This window comes from Aminobacter aganoensis (genome assembly GCF_014206975.1).
GTDB classification, from domain to species: domain Bacteria; phylum Pseudomonadota; class Alphaproteobacteria; order Rhizobiales; family Rhizobiaceae; genus Aminobacter; species Aminobacter aganoensis.
In genome coordinates this window covers 544,387-560,923 of the sequence record NZ_JACHOU010000003.1, presented here as the reverse complement: position 1 = coordinate 560,923, position 16,537 = coordinate 544,387, and the positions used below count along the sequence as shown (strand labels likewise).

Genomic DNA, 16,537 nt, shown 5'->3' with positions numbered 1-16,537 from the left:
GCCCATGGAACTGTCCTCCGTTTCGGGAATTGATTCAAAAGGCAGCTTCAGGAGCCACACATCATGCCGACGCCGCTTCAGCCGCGCCAACCGAGAGAAGATCAGAACAGCTTCGAATACTTCTTCGCAGCGGCGGTCATGATCGCCGTAGCGCTAACGATTCTCAACGCGGCGGCGGCGGATTTCATGCCGGCCATATTGCTGCTGCCCTGAACCGTACGAGGAGCGGGAAAGCCCGCCTTGCCGCTATGGATTGGTCGGATTGGTTCTATGTCGCCGTGGCGTTCGGCGCGGCGAGCGCGGTGCTCTGGCAGCTCGGCTATTAGCGGCCCGGAACGGGGCGCATCTGGCGCGCTGGCCCGGACATCGTTGACCGACGTCCGGAGCCGTGGATTTTGCGCACTCGGCGCTAGGCTGATTTCACCACCCTCAGCAGCACGAGCAGGATCACGGCACCGATGGTCGCATGGATGATCGCGGCGATGATGCCGGTCCCCAGGCTGATGCCGACGGCCGGAAACAGCCAGCCGGCAATCAGCGCGCCGACGATGCCGACCACGATGTTGCCGAGCAGGCCGAAGCCGTAGCCCTTGACCAGCTGGCCGGCGAGCCAGCCGGCGACGGCACCGACGATAAGGAAGATGAGCAGGCTTTCGATACCCATATGATCTCTCCTGGTTTGTGCCGTTTGGAGGTCAGGCTACGGCAGTGGTCTGGTCCTCGACGGCAGCGCCCGGCGTGTTCTTCTTGATCGACTCGATCGCCTTCAGCGCCGACGCCTTGGCCGAATAGCCCTCGGAGCTGAACATGACCTCGCCATTGGAAGCCCTGAAGCGGAAGCGAAACTCACCGCCCTTGTCCTTGTAGACCTCGAATTTGTACATCGCATTTCCTCGTAATTGCCGGTCCGCGACTCACGTCGCTGGCGAATCGTCGCACAGGCAAGCGGCGAAAGTCCATCACGGTTGCATCGGCGCGTGGCCGGCTCGCGGCAAGCGTGTCAGGCGTCCCTGTCGGTCAGGCAGATGTGGCAGCATCCGGTGCCGTGGCCGGGCGTCCAGGTGACATTGTCGAAGCGCACGCCGGTGGCCTCGAACAGGCCGCGATCGAAGGCGCCGGCGATCCGGCACAATGTCGCCAGCGTGCCTTCCGCGACGCCCGCCGCCAGCCAGGCGTCCTTCAGCGGACAGCGCCTGACCTTGAAGGCGATGTGGCTGTCGCTGCGCTCGACGTCGGTGGGGTACATGCGCCCGTCATCCGGGCTGACGGCCAGGAAGGCCTCGCCGATGGCGCGCGCGTCGTTGGGACCGAACCGGGCGAACGCTACCTCCGCCACCTCGCGGCCGCGCCGCTCGATCGCCCGCACCAGCACCTCCTCCGCCTTCGCCTCGCCCAGCTCCGCCGACAGTTCTTCCAGCATCAGCCGGTAGAGGTCGGCGCGGTTGCGGAAGGCGGAGTCGAGTTCGAGAGCCAGCCTTTCGGCCCGTTCGGCATGTTCGGTCACGAGGCGGTCTCCCTGAATTTCGGTAGTTCCGGCGTGGCCGCCACCAGGGCCCGGCCGATGGCTGAGGCGGGTGCGGCGATCACCGCCCTCGCCTCGCCCTGTTCGACGACACGGCCGCCGTCCATGATGGCGATGCGGTGGGCGATCGCCCTGACGGCACCGAGGTCGTGCGAAATGAACAGATAGGCGATGCCCTCTTCCGCCTGCAACTCCATGAGCAGCCGCAAGATGTCGCCGCGCACCAGCACATCGAGTGCGGCCACCGCCTCGTCGAGCACGATCAGACGTGGCCGCGTGGCGATCGCCCGGGCAATCGCCACGCGCTGGCGCTGGCCGCCCGAGATTTCGTGGACGCGCCGGCCGGCAAGTTCGGGCGCAAGCCCGACGCGTTCGAGCAGCGCCGCAATTGCCCCGGGGCGGGCCGCCCGGCCGGCGATGCCATGGATGCGCAGCGGGTCGTCGATCAGCCGGGCCACCGCGGCGCGTGGGTTGAAGGCGGCGAGTGGATCCTGGAACACCATCTGCAGTTTTGGCCTGATGGCGCGCAACGCGGCCCCGCGCAGCGCCAGCAGGTCCTCGCCGTCGAAGCGGGCGCCGCCGCCGTCGGGCTCGACCAGCCGCAGCAGGATGCGCGCCACCGTCGACTTGCCCGAGCCTGATGGACCGACCAGCGCCAGGGTCTCGCCGGAAGCAATCGAGAACGAGACGCCGTCGAGGGCGGCGAACTCCTTGTCGCCGCGCCGGTAGCGTTTCGACAGTCCCTGGACGTCGAGCAGCGCGCTCATGCCTCCAGCCCCAGATGGGCGACGAGCAGCGCACGGCTGTAGTCGGTCCTCGGACGAGCCACCAGCGCGGCCGTCGTGGCCTGCTCGACCATGCGGCCATGGCGAAAGACGGCGATGCGGTCGGCGAGGTTGGCGGCAAGCCCGATGTCGTGGCTGACGAAGATCAGCGCCATGCCGTCCTCGGTCACCAGTGCCCGGATCAGCGCCACGATCTCGGCCTGCACGATGGTGTCGAGCGCGCTCGTCGCCTCGTCGGCGATCAAAAGCTTCGGGCGCGCCACGATGGCGGCGGCAATCGCCACGCGCTGCTTCTGCCCGCCCGACAGCTGATGCGCATAGGCCCGCGCCAAGGCAGCCGGCTCGGGCAGCTTGACCCGGTCAAGCAATTCGACCGCCAGCCGCCGTGCTGCGCGCCAGCCCATGTCGAGATTGGCATGCGCCACCTCTGCCACCTGGTCGCCGAGAGCCATGACGGGGTCGAGGCTCGATCCGGGGTCCTGGAAGACGAAACCGATGTCGCGGCCGTTGCGCGCCGGATGGTCGAGGCCGGGCCATGTGATCGTGCCATGGAGCCTCGCCGTTCGTGGCAACAAACCAGCTATCGCCCGCGCCAGCGTGCTCTTGCCCGAGCCGCTCTCGCCGATGACAGCGAGCCGTTCGCCGGCGGCAAGTGCAAGGTCGACGCCCTCAAGGGCAGCGGTCGCAGCGCCGCTGTAGCGCACGCCCAGTCCGCGCAGTTCGAGCAGCGCGCTCATGCCTGCCGCTCCCGTGCCGCAGTGCCTTCGACGACACCCTCGCCGGCGAGGTAGACGCCGAGCACGGCAAGCACCAGGGCGATGCCGGGGATGACGGAGAGGTAAGGTGCCGAGCGCAGCACCGCCCTGCCCTCCGCGATCATGCCGCCCCAGGTGACGCGGTTGGGGTCGCCGAGGCCGAGGAACGACAGCGCCGCCTCGGTCAGGATGGCGGCGGCGACGATCACCGACGACAGCGCCAGCACCGGCGGCAGCGCATTGGGCAACACCTCGCGGAAGGCGATCTCGACCGGGTGCATGCCGATCACTCGCGCCGAGGCGACATAGTCGCGCTCGCGGATCGACAGCACCTCGGCACGCGCGATGCGCGCCGGCCCGGTCCAGGCGCTCAGCGCGATCGCCATCACCACCACGCCGAGCGACGGCCCGACGACGCTGACCAGCGCCAGCGACAACAGGAAGCCCGGCACAGTCTGGAAGGCGTCGGTGATGCGCATCAGCACCTCGTCGACCAGCCCGCCGGCAAAGCCCGCAATGGTTCCGACGATGCTGCCGACGAGGATCGAGGCGGCAGCCGCAGCAAGGCCCACGGCCAGCGAAGTGCGCGCGCCATGGAACAGCCCGGCCAGTACGTCGCGGCCGAGGCGGTCGGTGCCGAGCGGCAGCGCCCAGTCCTGGAACGGCCGCAGCAAGGGCTGGCCGGCAATCGCCAGAGGATCGCCGGGAAACAGCAGCGGTGCTGCCAAGGCCATCGCGCCAAGCAGGCCGAGAATGACGAAGCCGGCGACGGCATCGGGCGAACGGAGCAGGCGGGCGAGGCTCATGCGCTCGCCTCGCTGGCGCCGACGCGCGGGTCAAGCGCGGCATAGGCGATATCGACGAGCAGGTTGATGACGATCACGAGTGCGGCGCTGACCAGGATGATGCCGATCAGCAATGGCGTGTCGCGCGAGCCCACCGCCTCCTGCGCCAGCCGGCCGAGCCCCGGCACCGAAAAGACGCTTTCAATCACCACGCTGCCGCCCAGCATCTGCGCCGACTGCAGGCCGAGCATGGTGACCAGCGGCAACAGCGCATTGCGTGCGACATGGCTCAGCACGATGCGGCGCCGGCCGATCCCCCTTGCGCGGGCGGCCCGGGTAAAATCCATGCGCCAGACCTCTGCCATGCCGGCCCGCATCATGCGGAGATAGAGCGCGAGATAGATCAGGCCGAGGCTGGTCACCGGCAGCACCATGTGCCTGGCAACGTCGAGCGCCCGGGCAAAGCCTACCTTGCCGGATGCGATGGTCTCCATGCCCGACAGCGGCAGCCAGCGCAGCTCGACCGAAAAGACGATGGTCAGCACCAGCGCCAGCCAGAACCCGGGCACGGCATAAAGCGCCAGCGAGCCGATCGACAGTGCCCGGTCGCGGGCGCTGCCCGGCCGCGCGCCAGCGACAATGCCGAGTGCCGTGCCGAGCGCGAAGGACAAGGCGGTCGCCGCGCCCATCAGCAGCAGCGTGTTCGGCAGCCGCTCCAGCACGACATCCCGCACAGGCCGGGAGAAGGCGACCGAGTGGCCGAGGTCGAGATGCAGCAACGCCCAGAGATAGGCGGCGAGCCGCGTCATCGGCGAGGCATCGAGCCCCCAGCCCTGGCGCAGCGCCTCGATCATGCCGGCGTCGCCCCCGACCGAGGCGACATAAGCATCGACCGCATCGCCGGGCGCAGCCTCGAGCAGCAGGAACGAGCCGATGACCACGATCAGCAGCACCGGAATGGCGCCGACCAGCCGGCGTTTCAGGAGGCGGAAAGTGCGGTTCATCGAGGCATTGCCCCTGATGGGCGCGTGCATGACGCACCCCCACCCCTAACCCCTCCCCACAAGGGGGAGGGGAATTCCCATGTCACCCGATGCGCCAAGATGGATAGCTGCGCGCGCGCTTGGCGCACGACAGCGAGTCCCCCTCCCCCTTGTGGGGAGGGGTTAGGGGTGGGGGTGTTTGGAGGCACTGAGATTTCCAGAGGCATGCTCAGTAACGGATCATCATCCCGGCTGGCGGAATGATGTCACGTTTCGACATAGGTGTCCGCCCAGTTCGAAACCGCCCAGCGCGGGTTGTTGGAGACGTTCTTGACCGTGTCGCGCGCGACCGTGATGAAACCCCATTCGGCGACGTTGATCAGCGGCAGCTCGGCTGCCACCTTCTTCTGGAACTCCTTGTAGAGATCGATGCGCGCCGCAGGGTCCAGCGTCTCCGCCGCCTTGGCGATCAGCGCGTCGAGCTCGTCGTTCTTGTAGCCGCCCTGGTTGGAGAACGGCACGCCGTCGGGAATGCCCGACTGCACCAGGATGGTCGTCGAGATCGCCGGGTCGCCACGGAACACCGGCGGAGCGATGGCGATGTCGAAGGCGTGGTCGGTGTAGACGGCCTTCTGGTGCGCGGCGGAGTCGTTGTTGACCAGTTCGGCGTCGATGCCGACGGCGGCCAGCGCCTGGCGCAGATAGTCGCCGAACTGCTTGGTCTCGTTGAAATAGGGTGCCGGCAAAAGCTTCAGCGCAAAACGCTTGCCGTCGTCCTTTTTCGGATAACCTGCCTCGTCGAGCAGCGCATTGGCCTTGGCGACGTCGAAGCCATAGGTCGCAACCTCAGCCATGTAGAACTGCTTGTCGTTCTGCGGAACGATGCCGGTCGCCGGCTTGGCATAGCCGAGGAAGATCGTCTTCACGACGAAGTCCCTGTCGATGGCGTGCGCAATCGCCTGGCGCACCTTGACGTCGGCCAGCTCCTTGCGGCGGTGGTTGATCTCCACCACCAGCTGGTATGTCAGCGCCTCGTAGCCCTCGGTGATGACCTTGATGCCCGGCACCTTGGAGATGCGGTCGAGGTCGGCCAGCGGCACGGCCGAGAAGGCCGCAAGCTGGATTTCTTCCGCCTCCAGCGCCCCGGCTGCCGCCGCACGGTCGGGCAGCACGCGATAGATGATCTCGTCGAGTGCCGGTTCGCCCTCGCCCCAGTATTGGTCGTAACGCTCGAGCCGGTAATATTCGCCTGCCTTGTGCTCGGCGAACTTGAACGGGCCGGTGCCGATGGGCGCGTTGTTGGCCGGGTTCTCGGCGATGTCCTTGCCGTCGTAGACGTGCTTGGGCAGCACCGCCGTCAACGCCGGCAGCGCATTCCTGATCAGTTGCAGCGGCGTCGGCTTGGAGAACTTGAACACGGCCGTGTTCGCGTCCGGCGTCTCCACGGCTTCCAGGTTCTTGAACACGACGCGGCCAAGGTTCTGCAACGGCTTCCAGACGTTGAGCGCCGAGAACGCCACGTCGGCGGAGCTGAACGGCTTGCCGTCGTGCCAGGTCACGCCCTCGCGCAGCTTGAAGGTGACCGACAGCCCGTCGGCCGAGCCTTCCCAGCTCGTCGCCAGCCGCGGCTCGAGCCCGTCCTCGCCGTCGAACGAGGCCTCGGCCAGCGGCTCGACGACCTTGCTCGACACGAAGAACACGCCGTTCGAAGCGACGATCGCCGGGTTCAGGTTGCGCGGCTCGGAATCGGCGGCGACCACCAGCCGCCCGCCCTTTTTCGCCTGCGTCAAGCCGATCGACGGCAAGGCCGTCGACGCCAGAAAGAATGCCGACCCCGCCAGCACTTTGCGCCTGGACAATTCAATTCCCGCCATATCGGCCTCCATGCATCGGGCTGGCTGAAAGGCCGGCCCGTCAATTCGATGCAGCGGATTATGATCGCCGCCGAAGCTTTTGCGAGAGACGAAATTGGCGTTTTGGGGCCGTGGCCCAAAACATTGTGCTCCGTGCGCGTGTGTTTCCACGCTCGCAGGCCAGATGTGCGAAGGCCCGGAACCGATGTCGGTTTCCGGGCCCAGGCTCAAGGCAGGATGGAAGAAGTCACCTTTCGTTCAAGCGGCCTTCTTCCTGGCCAGGCGCGCACGGATGCTTTCGACATCGGCGCGCGGCGTCGCGGCAAACAGCGTCTTGGTGTAGCTGTGCTTGGGGTCGGCGAAGACCTCGTCGCGGCTGCCATATTCGACCGCCTCGCCGAAATACATCACCATCACCTCGTCGGCGATGTAGCGCACCACCGACAGGTCGTGGCTGATGAAGACGTAGGTCAGCTGGAGCTCGTCCTGCAGGTCGGCGAGAAGGTTCAGCACCTGCGCCTGCACCGACAGGTCGAGCGCCGAGACCGGCTCGTCCAGCACCAGCAGCTTCGGGTTCAGCATCAGGGCGCGCGCAATGGCGATGCGCTGGCGCTGGCCACCCGAAAACATGTGCGGATAGCGGTTGTAGTGCTTCTCCTCGAGGCCGACCTTCTTCAACAGCGTCATCGCCCTGTCGCGGCGTTCGTCGGCCGGGGTGTCGGTGTTGATGACCAGCGGCTCGGTCAGGATGTCGCCGATCTTCTGGCGCGGGTTGAGCGAGCCATAGGGGTTCTGGAAGACGATCTGCACCTTGCGGCGCATCTCCGGGGTCATGTCGCCCTTGGCGATGTCGATCTTCTTGCCTTCGATCAGCAGGTCGCCCGAGGTCGCCGGGTCGATCAGCGTCAGGATGCGGCCGAGCGTGGACTTGCCACAGCCGCTTTCGCCGACGATGGCCAGCGTCTTGCCCTTCTCGACGGTGAAGCTCACGCCCTTCACGGCATGAACGGTCTTGGCCTTCTTCAGCAGGCTGCCGGGCACGTGGTAGTCGCGCACGATGTTGCGCGCTTCGAGAATGACGCTCATCGTGCAGCTCCTTCCACCTGGTCGTCGACGAACAGTTCGGAGATCGTCGGCAGGCGGTCGCCGGTGGCGTTGTCGGGCAATGCCGCCAGAAGCGCGCGCGTGTAGTTGCTCTTCGGGTTCTCGAACAGCGTCAGCACGTCGGCTTCTTCCATCTTGCGGCCCTTGTACTGCACGACCACGCGGTCGGCGGTCTCGGCCACGACACCCATGTTGTGGGTGATCATGATCAGGCCCATGCCATGGTCGGCCTGCAGCTTCATCAGCAGGTCGAGGATCTGCTTCTGGATCGTCACGTCGAGCGCCGTGGTCGGCTCGTCGGCGATGAGCAGCTTGGGATTGCAGGCGATCGCGATGGCGATCATCACGCGCTGGCACTGGCCGCCCGACATCTGGTGCGGATAGGAGCCGAGACGATCCGCCGGGTCGGGAATGCCGACCGCCTCGAACAGCTCGATCGCGCGCTTGCGGCGCGCCGCCTTGTCGAGGCCCAGATGCACGCGCAGCACTTCCTCGATCTGGAAGCCGACGGTGAAGCACGGGTTGAGGCTGGCCACCGGCTCCTGGAAGATCATGGCAATGTCCTTGCCGATGATCTTGCGCCGCTCGCTGGCCGGCATTGACAGCAGGTCGCGGCCATTGAAGGTCAGCTTGTCGGCGGTGACCTTGGCGGTCCAGGGCAAGAGCCCCATCGCCGCCAGCATCGACACCGACTTGCCCGAGCCGGACTCGCCGACGATGGCGAGAACCTCGCCCTCGTGGACCTTCATCGATACGCCGTTGACCGCGCGGAAGGGGCCGGAGGCCGTCTCGAACTCGACGACCAGGTTTTCGATTTCAAGAAGTGCCATGTCAGGACCTCTTCAGCTTCGGGTCGAGCGCGTCGCGCAGGCCATCGCCCATCAGGTTGATCGCCAGCACGGTGATAAGGATCGCCACGCCCGGAAGCGTCACCACCCACCACTTGCTCTGGATGAACTCGCGGGCCTCGGCCAGCATCGTGCCCCATTCCGGCGTCGGCGGCTGCGCGCCCATGCCGAGGAAGCCGAGTGCGGCGGCGTCGAGGATGGCGCTCGAAAACGACAGCGTCGCCTGGACGATCAGCGGCGCCATGCAGTTCGGCAGGATGGTCTTGAACATCAGCCGGGCATGGCCGGCGCCGGCCACCTTGGCGGCGACGACGTAGTCGCGGGTCTTTTCGCTCATCACCGCGGCGCGCGCCAGGCGCACGAAATGCGGCTGGTAGACGAGCGAAATCGCGATCATCGCATTGACCAGGCCCGGCCCGAGGATCGCCACCAGCACGAGCGCCAGCAGCAGCGACGGGAAGGCGAGGATGATGTCCATCACGCGCATGATGGCGGTGTCGACCCAGCCGCGGAAGTAGCCGGCAATGACGCCGAAGACGACGCCGACGACCAGCGACAGCGTCGTGACGATGACGCCGACGAACAGCGAGAACTGGGTGCCGAAGATCAGGCGCGAGAGCATGTCGCGGCCGACGGCGTCGGTGCCGAGCAGGAAGTCGGCGCGGCCGCCCTCCTGCCAGACCGGCGGAACCAGGACCGCGTCGCGGTATTGCTGGGTCGGATCGTGCGGCGCGATCAGCGGCGCGAAGATCGCCAGCAGAACGAGGAAGATGAAGAACACGAGGCCTATGACGGCGCCGCGGTTTTCGGAGAAGTAGTACCAGAATTCGGCCAGTCGCGCCCGGCGGGACGGATCAGTCGAAACGGCGCTGGTTGCAGCAGCTTGAGACATGACGCCCTCCTAGTGCCGGATACGCGGATTGATGAGGCCGTAAAGCAGGTCCACGGCAAGGTTCACCAGCATGATGACGGCAGCGATCATCAGCAGGCCACCCTGGATGACTGCGTAGTCGCGCCGCGACACGGAATCGACCATCCACTTGCCGATGCCCGGCCAGGAGAAGATCGTCTCGGTCAGGATCGCGCCGGCGAGCATCACGCCGACCTGCAGGCCGACGGTGGTGACGACCGGGATCATGGCGTTGCGCAGCGCATGGACGCCGACGACGCGGAATGCCGAAAGACCCTTGGCGCGCGCGGTGCGGACATAGTCTTCCGACAGCACCTCGAGCATCGCCGAGCGCGTCTGGCGCGCAATGACGGCGAGCGGGATGGTGCCCAGCACGATCGTCGGCAGGATCAGGTGGCTGACGGCCGACTTGAAGGCGCCGGCCTGGCCGGACAGCAGCGAGTCGATCAGCATGAAGCCGGTGACGGGCGGGAAATAGAACATCAGCGAGATGCGGCCGGAGACGGGCGTCCAGCCGAGCATGCCCGAAACCAGCATGATCAGCAGCAGGCCCCACCAGAAGATCGGCATCGAGAAGCCGACGAGAGCCGTGCCCATCATCGCCTGGTCGGCGAAGGAGCCGCGCTTGATCGCGGCGATCACGCCGGCCGGGATGCCGAGCACCACGGCGAAGATGATGGCGCAGAGCGACAGCTCGACGGTCGCCGGGAACAGTTCGAAGAACTGGTCGACAACCGGCCTCTTGGTGACGATCGAGGTGCCGAAATCGCCGCGCACGACACCCCAGAGGTAATCGAGATACTGGATGATGATCGGCCGGTCGAAACCGAGCGCGGCGGAGATTTCCGCGTGCCGCTCGGGCGACATGACGCGCTCACCCGACAGGAGGGCGACGGGATCGCCAGGCAGAAGTCGGATGAATGAGAATGCAATGATGGAAACCCCGACGAATGTCGGGATGAGGACGGCTAGCCGCCCCAACAGGAACCGGAGCATGTCAGACCTTTAAGTGAATGTTCCGAGAAAGGTAAGGGTAGCACAAAATGTGCATTGGGGCGCTTGTCGTACAAGCGCCCCAACCCAGGTTGGCCCTGTTTAGGCAACCTTACTCCGTGATGTCAACTCCGTCGAAGGCGAAGTCGCCGAGCGGGCTCTGGACGAAGCCTTCGACGTTCTTGCGCATCGGCACGACCGACAGCGAGTGGTCGATGGTCGCCCAGGGAGCGTCCTTCTTGAACACCACTTGCGCCTCTTCGTAGAGCTTGGTGCGTTCGGCCACGTCGTTGGTTTCCTTGGCCTTGGTCACCAGGTCGTCGAACTCCTTGTTGCACCACTGGGCGCGGTTATTGCCGCCGACGGCATCGCAACCGAGCAGGGTGTCGAGGAAGTTGTCCGGATCGCCATTGTCGCCGGTCCAGCCGAGCATGACGGCACCGTCACGATCCTTGGCCTTCGACTTGTCGAGGTATTCGGCCCACTCGTAGGAGACGATCTCGACCTCGACGCCGACCTTGGCGAAGTCGGACTGGATCAGCTCGGCCGCGCGGCGGGCGTTGAGCATGTAGGGACGCGAAACCGGCATCGCCCACACCTTCATCTTGAGACCGCTGACGCCAGCTGCCTCGAGCGCCTTCTTGGAGGCTTCCGGATCGTACTTGTCGTCTTCGACGGCCTTGTTGTACGACCACATGGTCGGCGGGATCGGGTTGGTCGCAGGGGTGGCGGCGCCCTGGAACACGGCGTCGACGATGGCCTGCTTGTTGATGGCCTGGTTCAGCGCCTTACGCACTTCAGCCTTGTCGAACGGAGCCTGGGTGGTGTTGTAGGCGAGATAGGCGACGTTGAGGCCTTCCTGCTCCATCACCTTCAGGTTGGTGTCGGCCTTCATCGCGGCGACGTCGGCAGCGTTCGGGAACGGCATCAGGTGGCATTCGCCGGCCTTCAGCTTCTGGTAGCGAACCGACGCGTCAGGGGTGATCGCGAAGACCAGGTCGTCGATCTTCTGCTTGCCGCCCCAGTAATCGGGGTTGGCCTTGTAGCGGATGATGGCGTCCTGCTGGTAGGCGACGAACGCGAACGGACCGGTGCCGAGCGGCATCTGGTTCATCTGGTTCATCTTGCCGTCGGCCTGCAGCTTGTCGGCATATTCCTTCGACACGATCGAAGCGAACGGCATCGCGATGTTGGCGAGGAACGGAGCTTCCTTGCGGGTCAGGGTGATCTTGACCGTCAGGTCGTCAACCTTCTCGACCGACTTGATGACTTCCGGGAAGCCCATGCCGGCAGCGTATTCCCACGAAGCGCCGGTAACGTACTTGTTCCACGGATTGTCGGCCTTGAGCTGGCGCTCGAAGGAGAAGACGACGTCGTCGGCGTTGAAGTCACGGCTCGGCGTGAAGAACTCGGTGGTCTGGTACTTGACGCCTGGACGCAGCTTGAAGGTGTACTCCAGGCCGTCGTCGGAGATCGTGTAGCTCTCGGCCAGGCCCGGCTCGGTCTCGGTCGTGCCCTTCTTGAATTCGAGCAGGCGGTTGTAGACGGTGTGCGCAGCGGCATCGAAAGTCGTGCCGGCGGTGTAGAGACCCGGATCGAAGCCTTCAGGCGAACCTTCCGAGCAGTAGACGAACGTCTTGGCGCTCGCCGCACCGCTCAGGACGGTTGCAGCCAGCAACGCGGCCGCAAAGGTCGTTTTTTTGAACATTGAACACTCCCTATGATTTTTCCCAAGCCCTACCCGTCAGGCTCGCAGGCGCGCATATAAGCACCGTTTATTCAGCTTTGGAACTCCCCGCCTACGTGCCCTTTGGTAAGCAGAATAATTTACCCACAGATGACTTGGCGACAGTCTGTTTTTTTCGAAATTTGATTATCCGGCAGACGATTTCGACTTTGGCGACGCTTCATCAGAAGCTGCTTTATCAGCTCCGGCTGCGCCATATCTCGTCGTGGCCGCGACATGGGTCCTGGCGCGCCATAGCCGATTCCAGCCGCGTCAAAAAAAAGCGAAATTCGGCCGCCGAGCTGACGTTGGGTGATACTTGCCGTTAACGTCATGTGGCAATACAAACAACTACAACATGCCCCGACGCGGCACTGTTCTTGCGGCGCTGCGACTAGTGACGAGGGCGAATGCCGGCGATCCATCAGGCCGGAAAAACAAGAACAACGTGGGAGGGTGCATTGGCTAAATCTACCGGCAAGGCGCGTACGGCAGACACCACAGCAAAGGCGGCAGCCAAGCCCGCCGGCAAGGCAAAGCCCGAAACCAAGGCAGCCGCCAAACCTGCCGCTCCGAAGGCCGAGGCAGCCAAGACTGCAAGATCGGCAGCCCCGGCAGCACCCGCCGCCAAGCCGGCGGCCAAGGTGACTGCCCCCGCCAAGAAGCCCGAAACGAAAGCCGCCGCCGCACCAACGCCCAAGGCGAAGGCCGTGCCGGCCAAGCCTGCCAGTGCCAAGCCTACCAGTGCCAAACCGGCAACGCCCAAGCCGGCGGCCGCCAAGACAAAGACGGCTCAGACCAAGCCTGCTGCCGCCAAGGCCTCGCCGGTAAAGGCCGAACCGGCAGCCAAGCCCGCGTCCAAGGCGAAGGCCGCCCCCGCGCCGGCCAAGTCTGCGGCCAGGCCGGCGGCAGCTAAATCCGAACCCACCAAGGCGGCTCCGGCCAAGGTTGCCGAAATGCCAAAGCCCGCGGCCAAGGCCGCTGCACCGACGAAGGCCAAGCCAGCCGCCAAGGCTCCCGTGGCAAAGGCGAAGCCAGCCGCGAGGGCCGCGGCTCCGGCCAAGGCCACCGCTGCCACCTCCGCTCCTGTCAAGGCCGCGCCAGTCAAGGCCGGGGCCAAGCCGTGGCTGAAGAGCTATCCCGCCAACATGGCGGCCGAGATCGCGCCGCTGACCTACCAGTCGATCGGCGACCTGCTCACCGCCGCCTGCCAGACATATGCCGGCCGCCCCGCCTTTTCCTGCATGGGCAAGTCGCTGACCTATGGCGAGCTCGACCGCATGTCGACGGCCTTCGCCGCCTGGCTGCAGTCGAAGGGCCTCGCCAAGGGGGCCCGCGTCGCCATCATGATGCCCAACGTGCTGCAGTACCCGGTGGCCATGATGGCCGTGCTGCGCGCCGGCTACACCGTGGTCAACGTCAACCCGCTCTACACGCCGCGCGAACTCGAGCACCAGCTCAAGGATTCGGGCGCCGAGGCGATCGTCATCCTCGAAAACTTCGCCACCACGCTGCAGGCGGTCGTCGCCAGGACCCAGGTCAAGCATGTCGTCGTCGCCTCGATGGGCGAGATGCTCGGGCTCAAGGGCGTGCTGGTCAACCTGGTGGTGCGCAAGGTCAAGAAGCTGGTGCCGGCCTGGTCGCTGCCCGGCCATGTCAAGTTCATGGCGGCGCTCAAGGAAGGTTCGGGCAAGAGCCTCAAGCCGGTCACCGTCGCCCCCGACGAGATCGCCTTCCTGCAATATACCGGCGGCACGACCGGCGTTTCCAAGGGTGCGATGCTGATCCACTCGAACGTGCTGGCCAATGTCGCCCAGCTGGCGCTGTGGGTCGAGGACGCCTACACGGTCAAGCCGAAGCCGCCGCACCTGACCTTCGTCTGCGCGCTGCCGCTCTACCATATCTTCGCGCTGACGGTGAACGCGCTGATGGGCATGCAGCAGGGCGCCCTCAACGTGCTGATCCCCAATCCGCGCGACATCCCCGGCTTCGTGAAGGAACTGGCCAAGTTCCAGTTCAACATCTTCCCCGGCCTCAACACGCTGTTCAACGCGCTGACCAACAACGAGGATTTCCGCAAGCTCGACTTCTCGGGCCTGATCCTCTCGCTCGGCGGTGGCATGGCCGTGCAGCGGCCGGTCGCCGAGCGCTGGAAGAAGGCGACGGGCAACCACATCACCGAGGGCTACGGCCTGTCGGAAACCTCGCCGGTGGCGACCGCCAACAAGTGCTCGTCACCCGACTTCACCGGCACCATCGGCCTGCCTCTGCCCTCGACCGACATCGCCATCCGCGACGAGGACGGCAACGACATGCCGCTCGGCGAGGTCGGCGAGATCTGCATCAGGGGACCGCAGGTGATGGCCGGCTACTGGAACCGGCCCGACGAAACCGCGAAGGTGATGACCCCCGACGGCTACTTCAAGTCGGGCGACATGGGCTTCATGGACGAGGCCGGCTTCACCAAGATCGTCGACCGCAAGAAGGACATGATCCTGGTCTCGGGCTTCAACGTCTATCCCAACGAACTCGAGGACGTCGTCGCCCAGCATCCCGGCGTGCTCGAAGTCGCGGCCGTCGGCGTGCCGGACGAACATTCGGGCGAAGTGCCCAAGCTGTTCGTCGTGCGCAAGGATCCCGACCTCACCGTCGAGACGCTGATCGCCTATTGCCGCGAAAACCTGACCGGCTACAAGCGGCCGAAATACATCGAGTTCCGCACCGAGCTGCCGAAGACCAATGTCGGCAAGATCTTGAGGCGCGAATTGCGGGGCTGACCCCTCGCCCTATTGCGACGAACATGCGGCCACCGTGGAAAGGTTTTCCACGGCGGCCGCTTATTTTCGCCCTCGGCGATCGCCGCGCGTCACGCCGCCTCATTTTCTCAAACGGCATCAAACGACCATTTGATTGAAGCGCTTGGCCATTTCCTGTGACCGTGGGAATAGCCCAACCTTCACGGCATGGATCCCCGGGTCTGCGCAGACCCGGGGATCCATGCCGTGACGGCTGGAGCTTACACCACGGTCCCATGCCATTCGTACATGCACGCGGATTGTCACCATCTGTCAGCATCCCGCGTGGATAGCCGCCCGCGTTTCTCCACCCCCCTCTCAACCTCCCGTATCATCACCCTCGCGATCTTCCACGGGACTCCGGTGCGCACCGGGCAACGGGGGGAAGCGCCGGTGCCGGGCTGGCAGGAGGTCGGATCTTCTGCTGGGTGATGAGCCCCCAAGCCTGGGCCTTGCTGGCGGCCTGCGGAAACCCCGCCGCCGCGAAGAGCGGGGCAAGAACACCGGGCGGGGCGCGAACGTCGCGCCACATAAAATACTATCGGAAGGCACGGCCTCGCGCCCCGCTTCCCGAACCTTTTCTCAAGCAATGGCCAGGCGCGAAGGCGAGCGTGGCAAGGCAGGCACTTGCCTTCTCCCCTTGCGGGAGAAGGTGGCCGAGCAAAGCGAGGTCGGATGAGGGGTGTTGGAAGGAATGAGAGTCTGCAGGAAGAATCTCGGAGGCAGAACCTGAAATGCCCTGCTCCGTCCCGCACCATTCATCCGTCTTGGCGCTGCGCGCCAATCCGCCCGGCCCTCCGCTATGCCTCCGGGCGTTCGTCGTTGGAAAAGCCAAATCGTTGGCTTTTCCTGGCCTTCGGCCACCACCTCACCCCACAATGCGAAAAGGGAAAACTACGCTCCGCCGACCTTCTCGCCGAAGGTGGAGAAAAACTGGCCGGCGAGTTTCTTCGAGGTCGAGGTGATCAGGCGGCTGCCGAGCTGGGCGATCTTGCCGCCGACGTCGGCCTTGGCGGCGTATTTGAGGATCGTCGCATCGGGGCCGTCCTCGGTCAGCGTCACGTCCGCGCCGCCCTTGGCGAAGCCGGCGATGCCGCCCTTGCCCTCGCCCTCGATGGTGTAGGAACGCGGCGGCTTGAGGTTTTTCAGCGTGACCTCGCCGGCGAAGGTCGCCTTGATCGGGCCGATCTTGAGCACCACCTTGGCCGCCATTTCGGTCGGCGACGACATCTCCAGGCTCTCGCAGCCGGGGATACTCTCCTTCAGGATCGCCGGGTCGTTCAGCGCCTTCCAGACCACGTCGATGGGGGCTGCGATCTTCTCCTCGCCTTCAATCACCAGAGCCACGGCAAATCCCTCCCTAGAGAACTCACCCGACGAGGGGTAACGCAGCAAATCGGGCTTGTCCATCGTGCCGGCGGCGCACCAAGCGGCGCATTCGGAAGCCAGCCACCGCGGTCGCGCCGGCATCGCGCTTG

At 65.4% G+C, this 16,537-nt stretch carries 16 protein-coding genes; 2 read left to right on the top strand and 14 right to left on the bottom strand.

Annotation, left to right across the window (positions count from 1 at the left end):
• Window positions 1-63 precede the first annotated feature (63 nt).
• Entirely contained in the window at window positions 64-213 is a 150-nt protein-coding gene (locus GGR00_RS10395; RefSeq protein WP_184699395.1) for a hypothetical protein, read from the top strand.
• A 196-nt stretch (window positions 214-409) separates the two neighbouring features.
• Here GGR00_RS10395 and GGR00_RS10390 read toward each other — a convergent pair whose 3' ends face one another.
• The 13 genes from GGR00_RS10390 to GGR00_RS10330 all read right to left on the bottom strand — a co-directional run bounded on the left by GGR00_RS10390 (window position 410) and on the right by GGR00_RS10330 (window position 12,246).
• Window positions 410-664: a GlsB/YeaQ/YmgE family stress response membrane protein gene (locus tag GGR00_RS10390; protein ID WP_055971133.1), complete on the bottom strand. Its 255-nt coding sequence runs from the start codon at window positions 662-664 to the stop codon at window positions 410-412.
• Window positions 665-695: 31 nt separating this feature from the next.
• On the bottom strand, window positions 696-884 hold the full coding sequence (locus GGR00_RS10385) for a YegP family protein (protein WP_055971136.1): 189 nt from the start codon (window positions 882-884) through the stop codon (window positions 696-698).
• A 116-nt stretch (window positions 885-1,000) separates the two neighbouring features.
• Window positions 1,001-1,504: an L-2-amino-thiazoline-4-carboxylic acid hydrolase gene (locus GGR00_RS10380; RefSeq protein WP_055971139.1), complete on the bottom strand. Its 504-nt coding sequence runs from the start codon at window positions 1,502-1,504 to the stop codon at window positions 1,001-1,003.
• Window positions 1,501-2,289: an ATP-binding cassette domain-containing protein gene (locus GGR00_RS10375; RefSeq protein WP_184699394.1), complete on the bottom strand. Its 789-nt coding sequence runs from the start codon at window positions 2,287-2,289 to the stop codon at window positions 1,501-1,503. The genes GGR00_RS10380 and GGR00_RS10375 overlap by 4 nt, the downstream gene beginning before the upstream one ends.
• Window positions 2,286-3,044 carry an ATP-binding cassette domain-containing protein gene (locus GGR00_RS10370; protein WP_184699393.1) on the bottom strand — a complete coding sequence of 253 codons (759 nt, stop codon included), beginning with the start codon at window positions 3,042-3,044 and terminating at the stop codon, window positions 2,286-2,288. Before GGR00_RS10370 ends, GGR00_RS10375 begins: the two co-directional genes overlap by 4 nt.
• Window positions 3,041-3,868 (bottom strand): ABC transporter permease, encoded by an 828-nt coding sequence (locus GGR00_RS10365; RefSeq protein WP_184699392.1) that lies wholly within the window; start codon window positions 3,866-3,868, stop codon window positions 3,041-3,043. The genes GGR00_RS10370 and GGR00_RS10365 overlap by 4 nt, the downstream gene beginning before the upstream one ends.
• The gene (locus GGR00_RS10360; RefSeq protein WP_184699449.1) at window positions 3,865-4,851 is read right to left on the bottom strand and encodes an ABC transporter permease; all 987 of its coding nucleotides are present in this window, start codon (window positions 4,849-4,851) and stop codon (window positions 3,865-3,867) included. The genes GGR00_RS10365 and GGR00_RS10360 overlap by 4 nt, the downstream gene beginning before the upstream one ends.
• Window positions 4,852-5,096: 245 nt before the next feature.
• Window positions 5,097-6,704, bottom strand: coding sequence for an ABC transporter substrate-binding protein (locus GGR00_RS10355; RefSeq protein ID WP_184699391.1), 1,608 nt, complete (start codon window positions 6,702-6,704; stop codon window positions 5,097-5,099).
• Between the two features lie 237 nt (window positions 6,705-6,941).
• The gene (locus tag GGR00_RS10350) at window positions 6,942-7,769 is read right to left on the bottom strand and encodes an ABC transporter ATP-binding protein (RefSeq protein WP_055971152.1); all 828 of its coding nucleotides are present in this window, start codon (window positions 7,767-7,769) and stop codon (window positions 6,942-6,944) included.
• Entirely contained in the window at window positions 7,766-8,617 is an 852-nt protein-coding gene (locus tag GGR00_RS10345) for an ABC transporter ATP-binding protein (RefSeq protein WP_184699390.1), read from the bottom strand. The genes GGR00_RS10350 and GGR00_RS10345 overlap by 4 nt, the downstream gene beginning before the upstream one ends.
• 1 nt (window position 8,618) lies before the next feature.
• Window positions 8,619-9,527, bottom strand: coding sequence for an ABC transporter permease subunit (locus tag GGR00_RS10340; protein ID WP_184699389.1), 909 nt, complete (start codon window positions 9,525-9,527; stop codon window positions 8,619-8,621).
• A gap of 9 nt (window positions 9,528-9,536) precedes the next feature.
• On the bottom strand, window positions 9,537-10,541 hold the full coding sequence (locus GGR00_RS10335; RefSeq protein WP_055971162.1) for an ABC transporter permease subunit: 1,005 nt from the start codon (window positions 10,539-10,541) through the stop codon (window positions 9,537-9,539).
• 109 nt (window positions 10,542-10,650) lie between these two features.
• The gene (locus GGR00_RS10330; protein WP_055971165.1) at window positions 10,651-12,246 is read right to left on the bottom strand and encodes an ABC transporter substrate-binding protein; all 1,596 of its coding nucleotides are present in this window, start codon (window positions 12,244-12,246) and stop codon (window positions 10,651-10,653) included.
• A gap of 479 nt (window positions 12,247-12,725) precedes the next feature.
• Here GGR00_RS10330 and GGR00_RS10325 point away from each other — a divergent pair, with 479 nt between their 5' ends.
• On the top strand, window positions 12,726-15,041 hold the full coding sequence (locus GGR00_RS10325; protein WP_246441331.1) for a long-chain fatty acid--CoA ligase: 2,316 nt from the start codon (window positions 12,726-12,728) through the stop codon (window positions 15,039-15,041).
• A 912-nt stretch (window positions 15,042-15,953) separates the two neighbouring features.
• On the opposite strand, the gene GGR00_RS10320 is transcribed toward GGR00_RS10325, so the two are convergent.
• A complete protein-coding gene (locus tag GGR00_RS10320) occupies window positions 15,954-16,406 on the bottom strand; it encodes an SRPBCC family protein (RefSeq protein ID WP_055970664.1) in 453 nt (150 codons plus the stop codon).
• Window positions 16,407-16,537 lie beyond the last annotated feature (131 nt).